Genomic DNA, 22,785 nt, shown 5'->3' on the forward strand with positions numbered 1-22,785 from the left:
CAGCGGTGCGCCGGCCTACGCGGAGGCTATCGGAGGTAGAGGCGGCAACGGCGGCAACGGTGGCGTGGGAGGCCGCGGCGGTCACGGCGGCAACGGGGGCGGTGGCCCCTCCGTGGGTATCTGGTGCGGCTCCGGCTCGTCCTTCACCCAGGAGCGCACGGTCTTCGTCCTCGGCGACGGTGGCATGCCCGGCAACGGCCCCGCTCCCACGGGCACGCCGGGCATCATGGAAGAGCAGTACCAGTGCCAGTAGGGAGTGGGTGTCTGGTGTGATGCCACCTCGACCTTCACCCCGCGGGACACGGTCCAGAGCCGCCTGTTACTTGAGAGTATGAGCCCATACTGATCCACCCCGCCTGCTCGCTCGCTTGTGGGAATCCGCCCCCGGTCTGCTAGCCTGGGGCTCCTTCCCCGATGGCTGATCCTCGTACCTGCGAAACTTGCGGTCTCGCCGTCCCGGCGGACACGGACGTGTGCCCACGCGACGGAACCGTGCTGCTGGGCCCCTCCACGTCGTCGCTCTTCCCCGACGATCAGGCGAGCTCCCGGCGCACCTCGCCCGGAAGGACCGTGCACGTCATGGAAGACCCCTCCGCGCAGGATCCACTCGTCGGACTGAAGCTGGGTGAGTACGAGCTGCGCCAGCGCATCGGCGTGGGTGGCATGGGCCTGGTGTACGACGGCATCCAGCCCCTCATCGGCAAGCGCGTGGCCGTCAAGGTGCTGCGCCCGGAGCTGGCCGCCGCCGAGGAGCAGGTGGCCCGTCTGCTCGCCGAGGCCCGCGCCGTCAACGCCATCCGTCACCGCGGCATCGTCGACATCTTCGGCTTCGGCCAGGTCCCCGACGGCCGCCAGTACATCATCATGGAGTACCTCGAGGGCGTCGCCCTCGACGCGTACCTGGCCGAGAAGGGCCGGCTGTCCGTGTCCGAGGTGCTCGACATCCTCGACGAGGTGCTCAGCGCGCTGGGCGCCGCGCACGGGGCCGGCGTCGTCCACCGCGACCTCAAGCCGAGCAACATCTTCCTCGTGCAGCAGCCGGACGGCTCGCGCTACGTGAAGCTGCTGGACTTCGGTCTGGCCAAGATGGGCCTGCCCGCCGGCCGCACCGCGCAGACGCGCACGGACATGGTGGTGGGCACCCCGGAGTACATGGCGCCCGAGCAGGCCCGTGGCCAGCCCGTCGGCCCCATGACGGACCTCTACGCCCTGGGCGTGGTGGCCTTCGAAATGGTCACCGGCCGGCTGCCCTTCACCGGCTCCTCCCCGGTGGACCTGCTGATGAAGCACGTGGACGCGCGGCCCCCGAGGCCCTCGGAGTTCGTCTCCGAGCTGCCCGCCGCGCTCGACGCCTTCATCCTCCAGATGCTCACCAAGGATCCGGAGGCGCGCCCCGGGTCCGCCGAGCAGCTGCGCCGCCAGCTCCTGCGGCTGCGCGAGGCCCTCCACACCCCGGCGCATCCCCCGGCCCCGGCCCCGGCCCCGCAGGCGAAGCCCACCGTCCCGGAGCACCCCGTCAAGGAGCACCCGGAGAACCCGGAGCCAGCCGCGCTCCCGAAGGACTCCACCCCGCCCCCGGCTCCCGAGGCGGTGCGGCCCGAGCCCCCTGCCGAGGACGTGCGCGCCCCGGTGGCCCCCTCCCCGTTCAAGCGCTTGCTGCCCGTGGGCCTGGGAGCCCTCGCGCTGGCGGCCGTCGGTGGCATCGTGTTCGCCCTGCGCGAGCCGGCGCCCACCCCTCCGCCCCAGGTCACCGTCACTCCCCCGAAGCCCCAGCCTCCACCGGAGGTCAAGCCTCCCTCGGAGACGGCCCAGGCCCCACAGGGCACTCCGGCCACGGCGCCCGACGCGGGCACCGGCACGGCCGTGGCGCAGCCGGAGAAGCCCGCCAACGACGCCGTGCAGCCCGTGGCCCATCACGAACCCTCGGACTCGCAGACGCAGGCGCCGAAGGTCCGCACCGCCCCCACCCAGGCCGCGCTCCTCCGCCGCATCGAGCAGTTCGAGCGTCAGGTGGACACGGGCGTCTCCCGGAATGGTCAGAAGCTGAGCCCGGCCGCGCACACCACCCTCGAGAAGCTCCGCAGGAAAGCCGAGGTGGCCGGGACTCCGGAACAGCGCCGCGAGATGGCCTCACAGCTGGACAGCTGGGAGAAGCTGTTCCTGCGCCGGAAGTGAAGCGGGCCCGGCTCCCCGCCAGGCCCCTCCGCCTCAGCGCTGGCAGAACACCGGCTGGGACCTGGCGTTGTACGCCCGCTCCTCCGTGACGAGCTTGTAGGCGGCCAGGTCGTCCAGCAGCACGTCCCGGTTCTGCCGGATGAGGCTCGCGTTCCGGCAGAAGACGGCGTCCTGGTAGAAGGAGTGCGGCGGCAGGGTGAGCGCCAGCTCGGCCAGCTCCGGCAGCTGGAGCGTGTCCAGCTCGCGCCCGAACACCTTGAACGCCGCGTCCTCCACCCCGACGATTCCCCGGTCGAAGTAGAGGGCGGACAGGTCATAGGCGATGAGCTGATCCTTCTGCAGGAAGGAATGCAGGCGGTGGGTGGCCACCATCAGCTCCAGGTTGCCCTGGATGCCGAGCGCCATGGCCAGCCGCGTGGCGATGAGCCGCTCGCAGGCGCCGTCCCCCGGCGGCTCGGAGCCGAAGGTGACCAGGGAGAAGAGACGCCAGGCCCAGGCCGGGCCGTCCTCGCGCGGCGTCTGGAAGAAGGTGGGGCACCCGAGCTGCGCGATGTAGAGGGCCACCAGGTCCTTGGGCAGGCGCGCGAAGTCCGGCCGCTTGTACTCGATGGAGCGCGAGCGGTCGAACGTGCCCGCGCGCAGGCTCATGCGCTCGCCCTCGATGGAGTTGCGCAGCTGCTTCTCCAGGTCGAACTCCGTCTCCAGCTGAGGCAGCTGGCTGGCGGCGTGGAGGTACACGGCCGGCAGTGCCACGCCCGCAAGCCCGATGAGGAACAGCACCAACCAGAGCAGGGTCTTCACGCCCCCCAGGTTATCAAAGGGCGACGCCGGACCGGGTCCGGGTTAAATCTCCCCCTGACATGAACGACTGGCACCCCACCACCGTGGCGGCCGTGCTCCCCGCCGCGGAGGGCCTCACCGAGCTCGTCCTGGACATCGGAGGTACCCCGCTGGTGGGTACCCACCGCACCCCGGGGCAGTACGTGCGCCTGGCCCTTCCCGAGGTGGGTGAGAGCATGTTCGCCATCGCCTCGCCCCCCGAGCCCTTCAGCACCCGCTGGGAGTTCCTCCTCAAGGGAGGCAGCCCGCTGCCGAACGCCCTCATCCAGCTGGCGCCCGGGGCGAAGGTGAACAGCAAGCGTCCCGAGGGCCGTGGCTTTCCCCTCCCCCTGGCGCGCGGGAGGGATCTGCTCCTCTTCGCCACCGGCTCGGGCATCTCCCCCATCCGCTCCGTCATCGAGAGCATCCGCCAGGAGCGGAGCGCCTACGGGCAGGTGACGCTCTACTTCGGGGCGCGCACCCCGCTGGCCTTCGCCTACGAGAAGGAGCTGCACCACTGGGAGGCGGCGGGCATCCGCGTGGTGCGCACGGTGAGCCAGCCGGGCGCGAGCGGCTGGCAGGGCCTCACCGGCTACGTGCAGACCCACCTGGGCGAGCAGCCGGCGGCGGACACCCAGGTCTTCCTGTGCGGCCAGTCCGGCATGGTGCAGGAGGTCATCGAAGCGCTGCGCACCCTCGGGCTGCCCCGAGAGGCCATCCACCTCAACTACTAGCGCCACTCCACGGTGGGAGCGGCGTAGCGCACGGAGAAGAGGGCCGCGGCCGGCTCGCTCTCCTGGTTCCCCGTGGCCTTCTGCGGCGTCCACGCGGCCACGCCCACCCACTGCCCATCCGGGCTGAAGCGCACCCGACGCACGGACCAGCCGAACGTCCGCTCCGCCACCGGGTTTTCCGCACCCTCGCGCCACAGGTAGAGCTGCTTGTCCCAGCCGCCGCTCGCCAACGCGCGCCCATCTGGCGAAATGCCAGCCGTGGCCACCACGCCCCGGTGCCGCGTCCACTTGCGGAGCACCTGCCCGTTGGCCGCGTCCACCAGCGCCGCCGCGTTCCGCTCGGAGAACGGCTCGACGACACCCTTCTTCTCGCGCTCGTAGATGGTGCGGGTGCGCTCGGCCTTGCCCTCCGAGAGGGCCACGCCCAGACGCCTGCCCGCCGCGTCCACGGTGACGTCGTTGACGTGTGCCTCGTAGGTGAAGGTGGCCCGCGGCGCGAGCACCAGCCCCCGCTCCGCCTCCTGCGTCCCCTGCGCCGGGGCCTTCAAGGTGAGGACGACCTCGCCCGTGGACTCGTCGAAGGCCACGTCGACGCGCTCGGAGAAGGGCGCGCCCAGCACGCCCGCCACGTTCTGCGGCAGGCATGCGTCACACACCGCCACGTCCACCTGTAGCTCCAGGCCCTTGAGGCGCAGGTGCTGGCCCCGGGCCACGCGCGCCAGGTTCGAGCCGAGCGCCGAGGGCAGCGTCACCGAGTCCTGCAGGAAGGCCGTGTCGATGCCCGCCGCCGCCGCCGCCTGCGTGCTCAGGACGATCGCCGGAGTGCGCGCATCCAGCGCGAAGGCCACCGGGGACTTCCCGTTGACGGTGCCACCCACCACGGAATGGCCTCCACGCCGCTCGAAGCGCAGCCGCGTCTGGTCCCTCCGCAGCGACTCCTCGCGGGTGTCGAACACCCGGATGTGCTTGTCCCAGCCGCCCGAGTACAGCGTCCCGTCCGCCGCGAAGGCGAGCGCGCTCACCCGGTCCTGGTGGGGCCGTGCCTCGGAGGAGAACCCCAGGTCCGCCACGCGCAGCACGGTGACGAGCCCCTGGGCACTGCCCACCACGAGGTACCTCCCCGCCGGGTGGAAGGCCACCGTGGTGAGGGGCTCCTCCGTCCGCAGGCTCGCCTTCTGCGCGCCCGTGACCGCGTCATACAGGCGCACCATGCCGTCCCAGCCCGCGCTCGCCAGCAGCGTGCCGTCCGAAGAGAAGGCCAGCGCCTCCAGGTCGAACTCGGCGGGGTTGATGCCCGCGTTCACCACGGGCGCCAGCACCGGCTTCAACGTCCACAGCGCGAGCTGGTACTCGCGAGCACCCAGGTGCGAGTACGCCACCCGCGAGGACTCCGGCGAGAAGGCCAGCGTCCAGACGAAGTCCTTCCGGTCCAGCACGGTGGAGTCCTCAAGGCCCACCACCTCGCCCGCCAGGTACGCCCCAGCCCTGGACTCCAGCTGGGAGGCAAGCTCCGGCGCCAGGGCCGGCGCGACGTGCTCACAGCCCGCCAGCGCCAGCAATCCCACCACGGCCAGCGCGCGCGGCACGACAGTCCTCACGAGCCCCCCAGCGCGGCCGTCTTCTCCGGCGGCACCTCGGTGACGCCCTTGTTGTCCACCGCGAGGAAGAACAGCGGCTTGCGCGCCTCCCGCTTCTCGTCGAAGGCCGTCTTGCCCGTGGCGCCATCGAAGTCCTTCAGGCTGGCCAGCGCCTCGCGGAACTCACCGCGGCTCTTGGGCGCCTGCTTCTCGATGATCTGCCTCACCATGCGCGCCGAGTCGTAGCCATAGGCCTCGAACAAGCTCGGGTCCTGATTGCCGTTGGCCTGGCGGTAGGCCTTCACGAAGCGCTGCGTGGCCGGCCGCTGCGAGTCCACGAAGAAGCCATCCACGTACACCGAGCAGGTGACGAACTTGCCGCCGCGCTCGACGAGCTCGGGCAGGCCGCTGGCGCCCTTGGTGCTGCTCCACGCGTTGGTGCCCAGCAGCATCACCGTCTTGAGGTCCTTCTTGCCCGTCGTCTTGCGGATGCGCTCCAGGTCGCGCGCGTCGCACGCGTTGGTGACGATGTCCTCCACCGCCAACGCGGGGGCCACCAGGCTCACCCGCCTCCACTCGTCGGGGATGAAGATGGCCTCGAAGTCGATGATGGGCTCCACGCCGCCCTTCATCTTCTCCATCGCCTTGCGCCTGCGGAACGCGTCCTGGCCGGTGGTCTGCTGCTGCACCTCGCGCACGCCCTCGATGTAGTCGAGCCGGTCCTCCAGGTAGTAGCGGCCCACCAGCTTCTTGGCCTCGTTGGTGAACGTGGTCTGGTCGTGGTCGTACGACTCGGCGCCACGCACCTGCCCGCCGTTCTCCACCACGTGGTCCCAGAAGTCGTTGGCCAGCTCCACGCCGTAGGGGAGGTTCGGGTAGAGCACCGCGAAGCTCTTGAAGCCCTTCTGCTTCATCGCGAAGTCGGCGATGGCCTGCGCCTGCGCCGAGTTCGTCAGCATGTTGCGGAAGACGTAGGCGCCGATGTCGGTGATGTCCTCCTGGCGCGTGAGCGTGAGGAGCGGCACCTGCAGCTCCTCGGACACCAGCGCGGCGCGGCGGGACTCATCCGAGGTGATGGGGCCCAGCACGGCGATGGCCCCCTCGTCGAAGGCCAGCTGCTCCATCACCTGGCCGGTGGTGTTCACGTCGCCCTGCGTGTCCTTGACGACCAGCTCGATGTCGCTGCCGGCCAGCCCCAGCTTCACGCCGCGCAGCACCGCCTCGCCCACGGCCTTGTACTTGCCGGACATGGGCAGCACCAGGCCCACCGTCTTCGGCTGCACCTCGACGCGGCGGGTGGCGCGCGCGAGCAGCTCGCGGGCCTGTCCGGCGAACGGGTGGTTGGGCGCCTCCGCCAGGAAGCGGTTGAGCGTCTCCTCCATGCGCGTCCAGTCCCGCAGGTGGTAGTAGACGCGCGCCAGCTTGAACGTCAGCACCGGCCAGGCGGGGTTGGACGAGGACAGCCCCTCCATCACCCGGGCGATGTCCATGAAGCCCGCGCGGCCCTCCACCAGCTGCTGCACCCGGGCCACCGCGGCCTGCTGCGCCTCGGGCGTCCGCGCGTCACCGGCCAGGTCCACGGCGATCTGCAGCGCCTGCCCGAACAGGCCCGCCTTCTCGGCGGCCTTCACCGAGTCCTCGAGCAACTGCGTCCGCTCGGCGCCCTCGGCGCGCTCGGCGAGGCTGTAGAGCGTCTGGTACGCGTCGCGGTAGGCCCCCACCTCCAACGCGGCCCGGCCCAGGCGGCGCTTGGCGTCCTGCGCCTGCGGGTGGAGCGGGTTCTCGAAGAGCAGCTCGTTGAAGCTCTTGCGCGCGTTGACGTAGTCCTGCGAGTCGTAGAAGAGCACGCCCGCCCGGTAGAGGGCCTCCTGGCCCGCCGTCGTCTCCGGGTACGCCTTGCGCACCGCGAGGAAGGACTCGGCGGCCTGCTTGCGCGGCGCCGTCTCCGCCTGCTGGATGGCCTGGGCGAGCGCCTGGTCCGCGCGCGCGTCCTTGCGCGCCTCGATGGAGGGCTTCGTCGGGAACGGGTCCCCCTGGGGAACGTCGTTCTGGCCCTGGTTGGAGCCGGAGGAAGAGCCGTGGGAAGGACCACCGCGCGTGGCGGTGGGCGTCTTGCACGCGGTCATCAGCAGCGTCAGCGCGATCAGCAGCGCGCGGCGCGGAGAAGGGCGGACGTCCATGGTGTGGGTGTGCATAGCAGTGGGGCGCGCCTCCGTCGACAGTCGAGCGCGGGGTGGGTCTCCCCCCGGCGCCCGATGGGTCCTGCACCAGACGTGCCGCCCTCGGGCCCCGGCGGACCCCTCTGGAGCGCTCGGGCCGCGGGCCCTGAACCACGGGCCGTGTGGGCCTGGGTACTCGCCCGCTCGCCCGGGGGACGGCGAGGGAGGCGCTCCCAGGGAGGGGCCCCGGATTGCGGCCCTGGCCCCCCGTCCCAAGCGTTGAGGCTTGGACCTTCACCGAGGAGCTGGCGATGGCGGGCACGAGGAAGCTGCGGGAGGGCTACGGGAGCACGAGCGAGCAGCGGCAGCGCAACCTGGAAGGCGATGCCTTCGAGGAGCGTGCGCCCCACACTCCGGAGGAGAGCGAGGCGGCCCGGGGCTCGCCGGACAAGGGAGGGTACGTGGTGCACGTGGATGCCCTGCCGGAGCGGCTCGACCTGGACGACCCCCCCGAGGAGTGAAGGCCACATCCGGAGCCAGCCATGACCCAGCCCAAACGGATTCGTGCAGGAATGGTGGTGAAGAGCCGCGCTGGGGAGCCCCTCGGAAGGGTGCTCAGCGTGGATGACGAGGGTTTCGTCCTGGAGCGCCGGGTGGTCATCACCCGCGAGCACCGGGTGAGGCTCGACGAGGTCCACGAGTTGGAGGCCGACGGCGTGGTCATCCACCATGCCCGGACGCCCCCGCTCCACGCGGAGGCGAAGGACCTCACCGAGGTCTTCTGGTCCGCCCGGCGCGCACGCGACGAGCAGAAGCCCCTGGACGAACGGGAGACCCGGTGGAGCGGAGTGTCACAGCGCATCGTCGCGGTGACCGAGCACGCCGAGGCCTACCCCGTCCAGGTGGAGCGGGGCACCGTCAGCAATCCCCGCTATGTGCCGATGTCCGAGGAGCAGCTGCCCCTGTCCACCGCTTCAGGGCCAGACGAGGAGGAGCCACGCCCCCCGCGGAGCAAGGGTGCGACGCAGGGTGCCCCTCCACCGAGACCCTCGTCACGCCTGCCCTGGAATCGCGGGGTGCTGCGGCTGGCCGAGGGAATCGTGGCGCGCTACGCCGCCCGGCCGTTCATCGCCGCCACCTCGCTGCTCGAGAGGCTGCGCGGCGCGTGGACCTTCGCGGAGCACTGAGCGCCATCAGCCCTCGGAGGCGGGGATCGGACGGCGTCCCACCGCCAGGTCCCTCAGCCCGCGCGCGCCGTTGAAGAAGAGGCGGATGTCCGACAGGCCCGCCGCACGGAGCATTCCCTCCATCTCCTCCGGCGTGAAGTTGTCGCCGCCCGTGCTGAGCAGCATGAACAGCGACAGGAGCGCGGGCAGCAGCGGCCCCCTCCGCTCGGGATGGAAGAGCGTCTCGCTGACGAGCAGCAGCCCGCCCGGACGCAGCAGCGACACCGCCCGGGAGAGGATGCGCGCGCGCTCCTCCGCCACGAAGTCGCCAATCACTCCCGACAGCAGCAGGGCATCGGCCGGCTCCAGGATGCTCGCCAGGTCCTCGCGCAGGTCCGCCACCGTGCAGCGGATGCGGCCGGTGAGCCCGGCGCGCGCGATGCGCTCGGAGGCGTAGGCCCGCGCGGGCGGCGTGTCGACGAGCTCGAGGGACAGGTGCGGCACCGCCTGGGCCAGCTCGAGGGCCACCTGCCCTCCCCCTCCCCCCAGGTCCACCAGCCGGTGAATCCCGGTGAAGTCCACCTGCTCGGCGATGAGCCGGCCGACGCCACGGCTCGCGATGTCCATGGCCCTCATGAGGAGCGCGTACTCGTCCGGGTGCCGGGACAGCTCCGTGTACGCCTCCTCCGCCCGGCGTGAGGGGTCGACGAACGGCCAGCGCTCGAACTGGGGCCGGCCACTGGCCACCGCCTCGCCCAGGTGCGCGAAGAGCGAGTCCACGTGACGGCGCTGGTGCTGGAGGAACGGCACGAGCGAGTCCTCCCCCTCCGTGGTGAGCACCGCCGCAGCCAGGGGCCCATTGCGGAAGCGCGGGCCCGCCTCCTGCTCGACGAGCCCGAGCGCCACGAGCGCCGTGAGGAGCCGCCTCGCCCCCACCCCGGAGACACCCGCCCGGGCCGCCAGCGCCTCGGCGTCGAGAGGACCCGCGGCCAGGTGGTCGAAGAGCCGCAGGTCCAGCGCCGCGCCGAGCACCGAGCCCAATATCGGAGCGCAGGAGAGGAGCTGAAGGGTGGCCGGCGTGCACGGCACCGGCTCGCCTCGAAAGCCGAGCGTCGCGTCTCCACTCATCGCCGGGACAGTCGTGCGAGCTCGTCGATGACGCGATCGCACTCCTCCTCCGTGTTGCACGGGTGGGGCGAGACACGGACTCCCGCCCCCGGCCGGGTGTCGATGTCGATGCCGAGCGCCGCCATCCACTCGACGATCGCCGCCCCGTCCTCCATGTCGAAACAGAGCATCCCGCCGCGCCGCTCGGGCTCGCGCGGCGTCTTCACCGGGAGCCCCGCGTCGTGCGCCCGGTCCATCATCCGCGTGGTGAGCACGACGCTGCGCTCCCTCAGCCGCTCCACGCCCGTCTCCAGCACGAAGCGCAGGCCCGCGCGCCCGGTGTAGATGGGCTCGATGGCGGGCGTCCCCTGCTGGAAGCGCGCGCTCCCCGGCGCGGGCTCGTACGTCTCCGCGAACCCCACCATCTCCCGGTGGCCGATCCACCCCGGGAAGGCCGGCTCGAGCCGCTCGGCCAGCGCGGGCCGCACGTACAGGAAGGCCAGCCCCAGACCGCCACCTCCCAGCCACTTGTGCGTGCCCCCCACCACGACGTCCGCGCCGAGCCGCCGCACGTCCACCGGCACCACGCCCACCGCCTGGTACGCGTCCAGCACCACGAGGGCCCCCGCGTCGTGCGCCGCCTTCACCACCGGCTCGATGTCCAGGAGCGCCCCGGTACGCGGCGATACCAGCGACAGCGCCACGATGGCCACCCGCTCGTCCAGGTGCCGCAGCACCTCCTCCGGCCGCAGCAACACCCCATCCTCCGGCCGCAGCTCCTCGACGGAGAAGCCCCGGCGCGTCTGCGCGGACCACAGGTAGCGCGAGGAGTGGAAGTCGATGGCGCTATAAAGGATGCGGTCCCGCTCCGGACGCGGCGTCACCGCCGAGGCGATGGCCGCCTGTGCCGCCGTGACACTGTCCCGGAGTGCCACCGAGCCCGGCTCGGCCGCGAGCAACCGTTCGAGCAGCCGGGAGAACTCGCCCATGCGTTCGATCCACACCGGGAGGGAGCGGTTGCGCAACCCCAACGTCCGGGCGTACTCGAGCAGGTCCACGTACATCTCGGAGGGCGTGGGGCCGAGGCACTGCGTGGCGAAGTACGTGCGCTCGGCGAACAACGGAAAGCGGGCGCGCAGCGCGGCGAAGTCCGGAGCGCTCATGGGTAGCACGCACGGTACAGCGCGTCGAAGAAGGCACGCGACGCGGTGGCCACCGCCCTCGCGCCACGCCAGGCGGCCTCGCTCGCCGGACCCGTGGGAATGAGCCGCGCGATGTCCATGGACTCGCTGGCGTGCTCCACCTCCAGGGTCTCGTGCAGGTGCAGCCACTCCAGCGCCGAGGGAGGAATCTCCTTCTGCCGGCGGAACTGGTCCGCGACGAACGTGTCCACCTGCTTGCCGTACACCTCGACCACCAGGCTCGCGCCCACCCCCTCGTAGGGCTCGGCGCTCACGTAGCAGCGCTCCAGCTCCGCGCCGAGCGCGTGGCCCGGCGCGAGCACCTCCTCCGTCTCCGGCGGCGCCCAGGGCGCGAGCACCTCGAACATCCGCTCGAACAGCCCCCGGTGGGCACGCGTGAAGTCGCCATTGCCCAGCTCGTCGTTGAGCTGCTTCGCCAGCACGCTGCGGATGCGCTCGTCCGGCGCCCGGGCGGTGAGCCACGCCAGCCGGCGCGGGAACTCCCGGGTGATGCCCACGCGGAAGTTGGCCAGCAGGCGCGCCAGCACCTCCAGGCGCACCGGCTCGCGGTGCATCCGCGCGAAGAACGGGTGGTCCGCCACCGAGTGCGCCTCGAAGTGGTCGACGATCTCCGTCGCCGGCCGTGCCACCTCCACCGCGGGCGCCTCGCGCGACGGCTGCCGCATCATCCCGTAGGTCTCCGGTGAGAAGTAGACCGTCACCCGGGGCTTCCCCTGCCACCGCACCGCGGCATACGTGTGGATGCCCGTCCCCGCCTCCAACGGACGGCGGGCCGAGGACTCCAGCGCCGCCAGGTACGGCCCGGTGGCCAGCTCCTGGCTCTGGAGGTAGCCGGTGATGCGCTGGCGGATCTCCCGGTCGTCACGCGCGTGGTGCGACACGGGGAAGTACACCGTCACGGCCTGGGGCCGCGCATCGGACGGGTCCGAGAAGCTCAAGCAGGTCACCGGACCCTTGCCGCCATAGGGACCCTCGCCGCCACCGGCCATCCGCCGGCAGAACTCGGTGACGACTCCCGGCTGGTGGTGGCGCCCCAGTGCGCACACCTCCTCGAGGAACGCCGCGGTCGCGCGGTGGTGGCGGAAGTAGAGCTTCGCCCGGGCGTCGGCACGCGGGGACAGGTCGAGCGCGAAGTAGACGGGCTCGTCCGCCCCCGCCTCGCGGCGCCCCATCACCTCGGCCACCGAGGACCAGGCCTGGTGAAAGCCAATGCGGTGCAGGGCCTCCTCCGTGAGCCGGGCCGCGTGTCCCGGGCCATGGGCCAGGAGGTTGAAGTACACCTTGAAGTCCACCGGGTGCCCCGGGCTGAACGCGGCCGAGTGCCAGGCGACGAACCGGCCCCGCGCGTCCTCGGGCATCAACAGCCCTTCCAGCGCGCGCAGCCGCTCCAGGTGCAGGCCGTGGGTGCGCGCGAGCTCCTCGTGCAGACGCAGGCTCGCGGCGCGGTTGGCGCTCAGCGAGAACGGCGCGTCCATGGGCTCCACCAGCACGCGCAGCTGCGGCCCCTCGGCGTCGATGGCCACCGACAGCTCGAAGGGCGAGTGGTCGTCACACACGTCCGAGGGCCAGGGCGGAGCACGTCCCACGGGCAGCTCGCCCCAGCTCGAGGCCAGCGTCAGGAAGAGCGACCGCATCGCCTGGGTGGAGGGCTCGTCGAAGCCCATCGCCCTCGCGAGCGCCGTCAGCCGTTCACTCCCCGAGGCGATGAGCGTTCCAGCGAGAAGACCCTGCTCCCGCATGTGACTCCTCCTCAAAAGAGTGAGGGAGGGCGTCGCGTTCCCAGCGGAACGTCGTCCCTCCCCCCTCAGGTGACTCGATTTCTCGAAAAGTAAACGTTGGCTCGTGTGGCTGTCTATGAGCGGGGGTCGCACCACCGCAATCGCTCACACGCACCGTGAGAGCGTGACAAGGGGATGCACGAAAGCAACCAACGTCGCGCGTGGCTCACCACACACACGCAGCGGAATCCTCCCGCCCGGAGGTCAAGACAGACACCCCACGCGATGGGGTGAGAAGGGACCCGCCGGGCGCGGTCTCCACGAACGGGTCCGATGGTCGGACCAGTTGGCGCGAAGCGAGCCCGGAAGGCTCAGGCGCTCGCGGAGGCGGTGGCGGAAGCCAACACCACCGGAGCGGTCACCACGGCCGCACGGCGAGGCTGAAGCGCGCGCCGCAGCTTCGCCACCAGCACGTCCGGATTGACCGGGTACATGAGGACATCATCCGCGCCAGCATCCAGCCCGGCCTCCACCAGGCCGGGGTCCTCCGGAGGGGCCAGCACGAAGATGGGCAGCGAGGCCGTGTCCACCGAGGAGCGCAGCGAGCGCGTGAGCGCGGCGCCGTCCCCATCCGGCAGTTGGGAGGCCACCACCAATGCCTGACTGCCTTCCGCCAGCAACGTGCGGGCCCGCGCCGCGGAGTCGGCGAGCACCACCCGCACCCCGTCCGCCAGGAAGCGCGCCTGGAGGGCCGAGGCCCGCGCCGTGTTGGGCTCGGCGAGCACCACCGTGTGCGCGGCGCTCTCGCCCAGCACCAGCTCCATCACCTCCGCGGAGAGGGCCTCCAGGGCCACCGCGGGCAACCGGTTCTCGGTGCGCAGCTTGACGAGCGACTGCGACGCGGCCGAGGCCACCGGCGTGGCCGTGCCCGCCACCTCCAGCAGCGACACCGCCGCGGCCAGGGCCAGCGTGGCCCGGTGGGCGTTGTCGGCCAGCGGCGGAGCATTCCGGGTGCACGCGCCGATGAGCCCCGCCAGCTCGCCCGCGTCACGGCCGAGGATGGCGCGCACCGACTCGCACGAGGGCCGGGTGAAGCGCTCCTCCGACTCCTGGTAGGCCGCGAGCGCCAGGGCATAGGCCACCGCCGAGGCCCGCTCGGCCTCCGCGCGCCCCGCCCCCAGCCGCCGGGCCACCCGCCGCGCCAGCTTGGCGAGCGCCGCCCCCTGCACCCCCACCCCACCGAGCTCCGCCAGCGCCGCGTCCACCACGCGCGCGTGCAACCGCGCCGCGCGGCCGAGCGGACCGGCCTCGCCTCCAAGCGCCTCGGCCAGCGAGGGCAACACGCGCACCTCCATCGAGGGCGCCACCGTCATCAGCCTCGCCACCAACGACGGCGCGTCCGGCACCGTGTCCGCGGCCACCAGTGCCACCTCGGTCCCCCCGAGGGCCACCGCCTTCTCCACGTCCGCGGCGCCGCTGCCGGAGGCCGCCACGCCCTGGCGCGTGAGCAGCCGCACCGCCGCCTCGCGCAACTCCTCGTCGTCCGACACCACCAACATGGTGCGCGCCAGCGAGGCCGGCGCGAGCGTCGGCGGAGGCCTCGGCGCGGCCACCGGCTCGGGCACGGGCGGTGGCGGCAGCGGCGGCGGCGCGGGGACGGCGGAGACCTCCTCGAAGGCGGACTCGTCCAGCAGACGCTCGCGCGTGCGGGTGTGCTTGTCGGCGTAGGGGGTGACTCCCACCTGCGTCTCCGAGCCCACCAGCGGCATCATGTTGGACCAGTCATCCATCTGGTCCGGATCGTCTCCCCGGTAGAAGCGGCCGATGGCGCGGCGGATGGCGCCCTCGGTGGCGTAGATGCCGCGCACGGGGCAGCCGGTGATGAACTTGAGCTCGTCCAGGCGCGCCAGATCGCGCGGCTCGCGCATGGCGCACACCAGCTCCTTGGACTGCTGGGCCACCGGCACCGCCTCGAGCCGCTCGGCCTTCTCCAGCGGCAGCAGCGGCAGCAGCCCCTTGGGCACCGGCATGGTGCGCAGCACCTTGTCCGAGACGAAGGCGATGCCCCCCTGCTCGCTGAGGGCGCGGACCACGTCCTCGTCGGTGAGGAGGCCCTCGGCCACGAGCAGCTCGCCGATGCGCCCGCCGGTGCGCTTCTGCCGCTCCAGCGCGCCCTTGAGCTGCGACTCCGACAGCTTGCCGGCCGCCACCAGCATCTCCCCCAGCTTGCGGCGCCCCGTGCGCATCACGCGCGTGGGCACCTGCATGGCGACCGAGGAGCCCACCGCGCTCATCGTCATCGAGCGGGGACTCCCGGCCAGCGGCACCTGCGGAATGGACGAGGGGCCCACCCCGCTCAGCGTCATCGCGCGGGCGCCGGGCGGCGGAGGCACCTGCATGGTGACGGAGGTGCCCGCGCGCGCCTCGGGCGGCGGGGGTGGAGGCTGCGTCCGGCCCATGTCCGCCACGCTGCGCATGGAGGGAATCGAGGGCGTGCCCGGGCGCGGGCCTCCGGGGAACGGTGGGCGCGAGCGCACCGAGGTGAGCGTCGGCGGCCGTTGCATCCCCGCGTCCGAGCCGAGGCGGATCTCCTCGCCCCGCACCTCGCCCGTGCCCTCCAGCGGCGAGCGGCGCTCGGGGAAGCAACGCGAGAAGAGCGCCGCCACGTCCTGCGGGCCCACGCGCAGCCGGTGGTCGAAGAGGAAGTTCTGCAGCGCGTCCGAGATGTCACGCGCCCGCTGGAAGCGCGCCGTGGGGTTCTCCGCCAGCGCCCGCGTGACGATGCTCCACAGCGCCTGCGGCACGCCCGGCAGCGGCGACAGTGCCTTCACGTCGAACTGGGCGATGTTGCGCAGCGTCTGGAAGTAGTCCGTCCCACCGAAGAGCTGCCTGCCGGCGAGCAGCTCGTACAGCATCAGCCCGATGAGGAAGAGGTCCGCGCGCTGGTCCACCTCGGCGCCCTTCACCTGCTCCGGCGCCAGGTAGCCCGCCTTGCCCTTCACCACCCCCACCTGCGTGCCGTTCTGCGCGTTGGCCGCCTTGGCGATGCCGAAGTCCGCCAGCTTCACCTCGCCGCTGCTGGCCACCATCACGTTGGACGGGTTCACGTCCCGGTGGATGATGTTGAGCGGCCGGCCCGCCGCGTCCGAGCGCCCGTGCGCGTACGCCAGTCCCTCCGTCACCTGCTGGACGATGAAACACACCTCGCGCAGCCCCAGCGGCACATGGTGGGACGCCGAGCCCCGCTGCACCGCCCGCAGGTTCTCCCCGTCCACGAACTCCATCACCATGTAGTACTGCCCGCTGATGGCCCCCAGGTCGAACACCTGCACCACGTTGGCGTGCTGCAGGCACACCGTCAGCTTCGCCTCGCGCAGGAACAGCTCCACGAACTCCCGGTCCTGCGCGAGCGAGGGGAGGATGCGCTTGACGGCCACCGGCTTCTCGAAGCCCTCGGCTCCGACCACCTTGGCCAGGAACACCTCCGCCATCCCGCCGGCTGCGAGCTTGCGGATGAGTCGGTATGTGGCCATGCCGGCACCTCCCCCATCTCCCTAGGTTGCGTGCTCGGTATGCGCACGGGGGGGCTGCTTGGTGAGTCCTCTTCGCCCCGGGACGCCCTGAACGTCCACCCGCGGGCACTCCCATGACGCATCGCGCCCCTGGCCCGTTCACCGGTGGTCAACCGTCTCCGTCTCCAGGGAGGGTGGGCACTTCTGCGGCACGGGAGGAGCTGGCGGCACATGCCCCTTCACCTCATTGGAAGATGGGAAGAGGGCCGAGAGTGAAGTGCGAGGGACGCGGCGGGTAGGGCGTGGTAGCGTCCGCCGCCGTGGCGGAGCCGTACGACGACGACGAAGAGAGCCTGGATGAGCAGACAGCAACCCTGCACAGGGCCGAGTCCGGCCGGGTGCGGCTGAAGCTGGTGGTGCTGTCGGGGCCCGGTGCCGGACGCACTCAGGTGCTCGAGCCCGGGGAGTACCTGGTGGGCAAGGCCCCCACGTGCGACATCATCCTGAATGACAAGACCATCTCGCGCCAGCACCTGAAGCTGGTGGTGCGGCAGGACGGCGTGCAGGCCGTCGACATGGAGTCGCACAACGGCTCCTTCTGCGAGGGCCTGCGCTTCTCCGAGCTGGAGCTGCGCCCCGGGACCGTCATCACCCTGGGCACCACGGAGCTCAAGTTCGTCCCGGAGGACACCCGGGAGCGCTCGGTGACGCTCTCCTCGCGCACCCAGTTCGGCGCCCTGGTGGGCAACAGCCGCAAGATGCGCGAGGTGTTCACCCTGCTGGAGCGCATGGCGCCCGGCGGCTCGGACGTGCTCATCCAGGGAGAGACGGGCACGGGCAAGGAGCTGTGCGCCGAGGCCCTCCACCAGGAGAGCCCGCGTGCCAAGGGGCCCTTCGTCATCGTGGACCTGGCGGGCATCGCCCCCTCGCTCATCGAGTCGGAGCTGTTTGGCCACGTGAAGGGAGCCTTCACCGGGGCCCAGAGCGACCGCGCGGGCGCCTTCGAGCGGGCGAGCGGAGGCACCGTCTTCCTCGACGAGGTGGGCGAGCTGCCGCTGGAGCTGCAACCCCGGCTGCTGCGCGTGCTGGAGCGGCGACAGGTGAAGCGGGTAGGCGCCAACGACTACCGCACCGTGGACATGCGGGTGGTGGCGGCCACGCACGTGGACCTGGAGGGCGCGGTGAAGGCCGGGAAGTTCCGCAGGGACTTGTTCCACCGGCTCGCGGTGCTGCGCGTCACGCTGCCGCCCCTGCGCGAGCGGCCCGACGACATCGCCCTGCTCATCGACACGGTGCTCAAGCGGATGGGCCGGCCGCCCAGTGCGCTCTCGGACCAGACGCGGGCGCTGCTCACCCAGTACCCGTGGCCGGGCAACGTGCGCGAGCTGCGCAACGTGGTGGAGCAGGTGGTGAACCTGGGCGAGGAGGCGCTGCCGGAGCTGGAGCCGCTCCCCGGCGCACCCGTCCCCGGCGACTCGCCCTCCGGCACCGGGACGGCCGAGTTGGAGCTCCCCTTCAAGGAGGCCAAGGAGCGGCTCATCGAGGGCTTCGAGCGCGACTACCTCAAGGGTCTCATCGAGCGCTGCGAGGGCAACATCTCCCGCGCCTCGCGGGAGGCCGGCATCGACCGGGTGTACCTCCGCAAGCTGCTGAAGAAGCACGGGCTGGAGGACCGGAGCGGCGCCCGGGAGGGGTGACGGGAGTCACCGGAAAGAGGCGCCCGGCACCTGGATCGCCTCTTGCACCAGGTTGGGAACGTCTCCATCGCGGGAAGGGTCCCCATGAACGTCGCAAGGCTGGCGCAGGCAGTGGTTGCTCGGGCGGGAACGCAGGGCCAGCGGCTCGAGCAGCAGGGGCCCCGGCGTGAGGCGACGAAGCCCGAGCAGGCCCGGAAGTCCTCGCCGGGCGGCGCGCCCGCCAGCAAGTCCGCTCCCGGGAGCAACGCCGGGTCCGCCCAGGGGGCACGGCGCCAGGAGGGGATGGAGGTCCGCGGCGATGCCGCCGGAGCGTCCCAGGGAGGTTTCGACGGCGTCGCGGAGAAGCCCAAGGTCCCCTGGGCCACACCCCCGGCCGGCGCGGCCCGTTCCACGCCCCACACGCCCCAGGGCCCGGTGCCCCTCGCGCGCGAGACGCCAGCCCCGGCGGCCCCCGAGCTCTCCCGGGAGCGGGCCGCTGTCGACAAAAACGGCCCCGACGCCGAGCGCAAGGCCCTCGCGAGCCGCGGACAGCTGCGCGCCGCGGTGGTGGATCGCCTCCTCCGGGGCATGACGGACATCCAGGGCCGGCTGAGCGAGTTCCTGAAGAGCCCCGCCCGCCGGCAGGGTGCCATCAGCGTGTCGCTGGTGCTGAGCGAGAGCTCCGTCACCCACGAGCTGTGGAAGGAGCCGATGTCCGTGCCCCAGAGCCGGATGCTGCTGCTCCAGATGCTGGGCCTGCCCCAGGAGGCGGACGACGCCACGGTGGCGCGGGTGCTGGTGGACGAGGTGCGTCAGGCCTTCAAGGAGTTCCAGGCCAGTGCCCCGGGCCGCAAGTGCCGGCAGGACTACGAGGAGCTGATGCAGCGGTGCGAGGCGCTGGACGTGCTGCCCGTGGTGGCCGGCCATGACACCGGGCCGATGGCGGCCGAGCTCTCCCGGCTGGGCGTGCGGTTCGAGCGGGACTTCACCCGGTCGCTGCTGATGGATCCGCGCGCCCTCTCGGTGGGGCTCCTCCCCGAGGAGGGCACCGCGACCCAGGTCGTGGTCGTCGGCCTGACGGCGCAGCAGCTCGGCGCGCTCGTCATCCACGTGCGCCGCCTCAATCCCCTGCTCGGCAACCGCCAGGTGCGCCACCTCCTCTTCCGCGTCTCGCACGACCGGGAGAACGCGTGCCGCAAGCGCCTGGGGCAGGCCGAGGTGAACCACGTCCAGGACCTGGCGCGCCACATCCTCCGGTTCCAGTCCACCGAGTACCTCCTGCCCTGACTCCCGGGTGGTGACAGCCGTCACCAGGTGATGACAGCCGTCACCCGGATTCCCCCGGCTCCGATGGTGACCGCCGACACCAGGTCCCCTGTCCCTTCGGACACTTCTCGATGACGCAGTGCGTGGCACACATCCTGCTCTGTCCTGTGCGCAACAACCACCAGGTGGGCGAAAGACACCCACTCAACCACAGAGAGCACACCATGCAGATCCCCGCCCGCTTCGAGAAGCCCACCCTCCCCACCACGCCATCCCTCTCCCGCGCTCCCGAGGCGAAGCTCCAGACGCCCACGGCGAAGGCCGCGGACCGAGCCACCTCCGGCTTCGAGGCGCGCTCGAGCTTCGCTCCGGCCAGCAAGTCCCCGGTGGCGCTCACGGACACCGCGACCCCCGCGAGCGCGAGCAAGGGCGCCCTGCCCCTGAGCAGCCCGCTGGCCCAGGCCGCCATCCAGAAGACGCTCGACTTCGTCCAGCGGGGGCAGCCGGGTGCGGCGAGCCGTGGCCTGGTGCCCACCGCGGATGTCTCCAAGAGCCTCTCGCCCCGCTCGGTCGAGCGTGACTCCCTGGGTATGACGCACGTGCGGATGGATCGCGTGCACGAGGGCGTGAAGGTCTTCGGTGAGCAGGTCATCGGCCACCTCGACCGCGAGGGCAAGGTGGCGGGCCTCACCGGCAACGTCTCCTCCATCCCCGCCGGGCTGGGCAGGAGCGAGCCGAAGCTGTCCGCCCAGGAGGCCCTGGCGGTGGCCCGGAAGGACTTCGCGGGCCGGACGGACCGCGAGCCCTCCGTGCAGCGCGCCCTCTACCAGGCGAAGGATGGCAGCTACCACTCGGCCTACCACGTGGAGCTCTCCAACACCTCCAAGCTCAAGGGGGACGAGCGCCCGCGGCGGATGAACTACCTGGTCGACGCCAACTCGGGCGAGCTGCTCGAGAAGTTCAACCAGATCGGCGGCATCGAGCTGCCCCACAAGGATGGCGCCCGGGCCGCGTCCGCGAAGGGCGCCTCGCCGGCCCCGGCCCCGACGCCGGGCAAGGTGTCCACGCCGGACACCCAGGCCTCGGGCAAGGCGGATGACACCACGCTCTACAGCGGGAAGGTGGAGCTCTCCACCACGAAGAACAAGGACGGCACCTACAGCCTGGAGGACAGCACGCGCGGCAAGGGCGTGGTGACGTACGACGCGCAGAACAAGGAGGAAGCCAGCAACCCGGTGAAGATCTCCGACAAGAACGACGTGTGGGGCGAGTCGACGGATCCCACGCGCAACCGCTCCGCGGTGGACGCGCACTACGGCGCGGAGATGACGTACGACTTCCTCAAGAACGTGCTGGGCCGCGACTCGCTGGACGGCAAGGGCGAGAAGCTCGTGTCCAACGTGCACATCGGCACCGACTTCGTGAACGCGTACTGGGACGGCCAGCAGATGAACTACGGCGATGGAGACGGGAAGGACGCGGGCCCGCTCACCACGCTGGACATCGCCGGCCACGAAATCGCCCACGGCCTGACCGAGCGCACCGCCGGCCTCATCTACAGCGGCGAGTCCGGGGGCCTCAACGAGGCGATGAGCGACATCATCGGCACGGGCGTGGAGTGGTACGCCAGCCAGAAGAACCAGGCGGTGGAGTTCGACTGGAAGATGGGCGAGGACGCGTGGACGCCGGCCAACGGCGACGGGGACGCGCTGCGCTACATGGATGACCCGACGAAGGACGGCTACTCCATCGACAACTACAAGAACTTCCCGAAGCAGACGGAGGTGCACGGCTCGAGCGGCATCGCCAACAACGCCTTCTATCTGCTGGTCAACGGCGGCACCAACCGCACCTCGGGCAAGAAGGTGGAGGACGGCATCGGGATGGAGAAGGGCCTCCAGGTCTACTACCGCGCCCTGGAGCACTACATGACGCCCAGGACGACCTTCGCCCAGGCGCGTCAGGCCACCGTGCAGGCCGCGACGGATCTCTTCGGCGCCAACTCCGCGGAGCTGCGGAAGGTGAAGGACAGTTGGAGCGCGGTGGGCGTGAGCTGAACGGGTCCCGATGACCCGAAAAATCGGGCACCGCTCTCCTGGGTGGGTGGCAACGGTCCCCTACACAGGAGAGCCCATGAAACGCTCGATTCGCTCCGCCGCCTTCCTCGCGGCCATCCAGCTGTTTGGCACTGCTTGCGGTGGGCAGGACACGATTCCCCTGGTGGACATGGAGGAAGGGACGCTGACGGCCGCCGCCTGCTCCGAGTGGGCGGAGGGCAACAGCTACACGGCCGGGCAGGCCGTCACCTACCAGGGCGCGGCGTACACGGCGCTGGTCACCCACACCGCCTATGTCGGCACCAACTGGAACCCCCGGGACACGCCGACCCTGTGGTCTCCCGGAGGCAACTGCGGCACGCCCGCATTCACGGTGAACCTGTCGGCCAGCCCCACCACCCTCACCTCGGCGGGCAGCATCGGCCTGACGGCGCAGCTGAGCGGCGGCACGGGCACGAAGGTGGAGTTCTACCGGGGCTCCACGCTGCTGGGCACGGACACCAACGGCGCGGATGGCTGGAAGGCCTCCGACGCGTTCAGCTCCTCGACGCAGAACGGCACCTACAGCTACACGGCGAAGGCGTACACCTCCACCGCCAACGCGACCAGCTCGGCCGTGAGCGTGACGGTCAACATCGGCGGGCAGCCGCCGCCCAGCAGCATTCCGAAGCACGCGCTCATCGGCTACTGGCAGAACTTCAACAACGGCGCCAAGACGCTGCGCATCCGCGACGTGCCGGCCGCCTACGACGTCATCATCGTGGCCTTCGCCGAGCAGACGGCCATCCCTGGCCAGGTCACCTTCGCCGTGGATCCGGGCCTCTCCAGCGCCCTGGGCGGCTACTCCAAGGCGGACTTCATCAGTGACGTCCGCGCCAAGCAGGCCGCGGGCAAGAAGGTCGTCCTCTCCATCGGCGGCGAGCGCGGCAACGTCACCATCAACAGCTCGGCGACCGCCACCGCCTTCGTCGACAGCTTCTACGCGCTGATGAACGAGTACGGCTTCGACGGGCTCGACATCGACCTGGAGCACGGCATCGACGCCACCAACCTGAGCAACGCCACCCGGCAGCTCGCCAACAAGGTCGGCTCGCGCTTCGTGCTGACCATGGCGCCCCAGACGCTGGATGTGCAGACGGGTGGCCGCTACATGCCGCTCATCAACAACACCAAGGACCTCATCACCGTCGTCCACACGCAGTACTACAACTCGGGCTCCATGCTAGGCCGGGATGGCAAGGTGTACAGCCAGGGCACGGTGGACTTCATCACCGCGCAGGCGGACCTGCTGCTGGCCACGCTGCGCGCGGACCAGGTCGCCATCGGCGTGCCGGCCTCCCCGCAGGGCGCTGGCAGCGGCTACGTGAGCCCCTCGGTGGTCAACGCGGCCCTGAGCTGCCTGGTGCTGGGCACCAACTGCGGCAGCTACAAGCCGGTGGCGAAGTACGAGTCCTTCCGCGGCGTGATGGACTGGTCCATCAGCTGGGACGGCACCAGCGGCTGGGCCTTCTCCAACGCCGTCGAGCCGCACCTGAACTCGCTGCCCTGAGCGGCGGCACGAGGGCCCGGTGGCAACACCCCCGGGCCTGTCTTCACCCCCCGGCGGCGCGGCTCGTG

The 22,785-nt window shown here is 71.4% G+C and carries 15 protein-coding genes and 1 pseudogene; 9 read left to right on the forward strand and 7 right to left on the reverse strand.

What is annotated here, in order from left to right; translation table 11 throughout:
• A pseudogene (locus tag NR810_RS28590) lies at window positions 1-253 on the forward strand (hypothetical protein); the annotation flags it as partial.
• 161 nt (window positions 254-414) lie between these two features.
• Window positions 415-2,175 (forward strand): serine/threonine-protein kinase, encoded by a 1,761-nt coding sequence (locus NR810_RS28595; RefSeq protein ID WP_257457359.1) that lies wholly within the window; start codon window positions 415-417, stop codon window positions 2,173-2,175.
• Window positions 2,176-2,208: 33 nt separating this feature from the next.
• On the opposite strand, the gene NR810_RS28600 is transcribed toward NR810_RS28595, so the two are convergent.
• Window positions 2,209-2,976: a transglycosylase domain-containing protein gene (locus NR810_RS28600; RefSeq protein WP_257457365.1), complete on the reverse strand. Its 768-nt coding sequence runs from the start codon at window positions 2,974-2,976 to the stop codon at window positions 2,209-2,211.
• Between the two features lie 59 nt (window positions 2,977-3,035).
• Here NR810_RS28600 and NR810_RS28605 point away from each other — a divergent pair, with 59 nt between their 5' ends.
• Window positions 3,036-3,728 carry a ferredoxin reductase domain-containing protein gene (locus tag NR810_RS28605; RefSeq protein ID WP_257457366.1) on the forward strand — a complete coding sequence of 231 codons (693 nt, stop codon included), beginning with the start codon at window positions 3,036-3,038 and terminating at the stop codon, window positions 3,726-3,728.
• Here NR810_RS28605 and NR810_RS28610 read toward each other — a convergent pair.
• Together NR810_RS28610 and NR810_RS28615 are read right to left on the reverse strand one after the other, a co-directional pair.
• Window positions 3,725-5,326 (reverse strand): WD40 repeat domain-containing protein, encoded by a 1,602-nt coding sequence (locus tag NR810_RS28610; protein ID WP_257457367.1) that lies wholly within the window; start codon window positions 5,324-5,326, stop codon window positions 3,725-3,727. The two genes, NR810_RS28605 and NR810_RS28610, sit on opposite strands and share 4 nt — an antisense overlap.
• Window positions 5,323-7,500: a penicillin-binding protein activator gene (locus tag NR810_RS28615; RefSeq protein ID WP_257457369.1), complete on the reverse strand. Its 2,178-nt coding sequence runs from the start codon at window positions 7,498-7,500 to the stop codon at window positions 5,323-5,325. The genes NR810_RS28610 and NR810_RS28615 overlap by 4 nt, the downstream gene beginning before the upstream one ends.
• 275 nt (window positions 7,501-7,775) lie before the next feature.
• Here NR810_RS28615 and NR810_RS28620 point away from each other — a divergent pair, with 275 nt between their 5' ends.
• Entirely contained in the window at window positions 7,776-7,985 is a 210-nt protein-coding gene (locus NR810_RS28620; RefSeq protein ID WP_257457371.1) for a hypothetical protein, read from the forward strand.
• Window positions 7,986-8,006: 21 nt separating this feature from the next.
• Window positions 8,007-8,651, forward strand: a complete 645-nt coding sequence (locus NR810_RS28625; protein WP_257457372.1) for a hypothetical protein — start codon at window positions 8,007-8,009, stop codon at window positions 8,649-8,651.
• A 6-nt stretch (window positions 8,652-8,657) separates the two neighbouring features.
• Here NR810_RS28625 and NR810_RS28630 read toward each other — a convergent pair whose 3' ends face one another.
• From NR810_RS28630 to NR810_RS28645, 4 genes are all read right to left on the reverse strand, one after another.
• A complete protein-coding gene (locus NR810_RS28630; RefSeq protein WP_257457373.1) occupies window positions 8,658-9,758 on the reverse strand; it encodes an acetylserotonin O-methyltransferase in 1,101 nt (366 codons plus the stop codon).
• Window positions 9,755-10,900: an aminotransferase class V-fold PLP-dependent enzyme gene (locus NR810_RS28635; RefSeq protein WP_257457374.1), complete on the reverse strand. Its 1,146-nt coding sequence runs from the start codon at window positions 10,898-10,900 to the stop codon at window positions 9,755-9,757. The genes NR810_RS28630 and NR810_RS28635 overlap by 4 nt, the downstream gene beginning before the upstream one ends.
• The gene (locus NR810_RS28640) at window positions 10,897-12,678 is read right to left on the reverse strand and encodes a tryptophan dimethylallyltransferase family protein (RefSeq protein ID WP_257457375.1); all 1,782 of its coding nucleotides are present in this window, start codon (window positions 12,676-12,678) and stop codon (window positions 10,897-10,899) included. Before NR810_RS28640 ends, NR810_RS28635 begins: the two co-directional genes overlap by 4 nt.
• 350 nt (window positions 12,679-13,028) lie before the next feature.
• Entirely contained in the window at window positions 13,029-16,190 is a 3,162-nt protein-coding gene (locus NR810_RS28645) for a protein kinase domain-containing protein (RefSeq protein ID WP_257457377.1), read from the reverse strand.
• Window positions 16,191-16,471: 281 nt separating this feature from the next.
• Here NR810_RS28645 and NR810_RS28650 point away from each other — a divergent pair, with 281 nt between their 5' ends.
• From NR810_RS28650 to NR810_RS28665, 4 genes are all read left to right on the forward strand, one after another.
• Window positions 16,472-17,866, forward strand: a complete 1,395-nt coding sequence (locus NR810_RS28650) for a sigma 54-interacting transcriptional regulator (protein ID WP_257457378.1) — start codon at window positions 16,472-16,474, stop codon at window positions 17,864-17,866.
• An 84-nt stretch (window positions 17,867-17,950) separates the two neighbouring features.
• Window positions 17,951-19,132, forward strand: a complete 1,182-nt coding sequence (locus NR810_RS28655) for a hypothetical protein (RefSeq protein WP_257457379.1) — start codon at window positions 17,951-17,953, stop codon at window positions 19,130-19,132.
• Between the two features lie 203 nt (window positions 19,133-19,335).
• Window positions 19,336-21,168: a M4 family metallopeptidase gene (locus NR810_RS28660; protein WP_257457380.1), complete on the forward strand. Its 1,833-nt coding sequence runs from the start codon at window positions 19,336-19,338 to the stop codon at window positions 21,166-21,168.
• A gap of 76 nt (window positions 21,169-21,244) precedes the next feature.
• Complete coding sequence (locus NR810_RS28665; protein ID WP_257457381.1) at window positions 21,245-22,717, forward strand: chitinase; 1,473 nt, start codon at window positions 21,245-21,247, stop codon at window positions 22,715-22,717.
• Window positions 22,718-22,785 lie beyond the last annotated feature (68 nt).

This window comes from Archangium lipolyticum (genome assembly GCF_024623785.1).
Classification (GTDB): Bacteria; Myxococcota; Myxococcia; order Myxococcales; family Myxococcaceae; genus Archangium; species Archangium lipolyticum.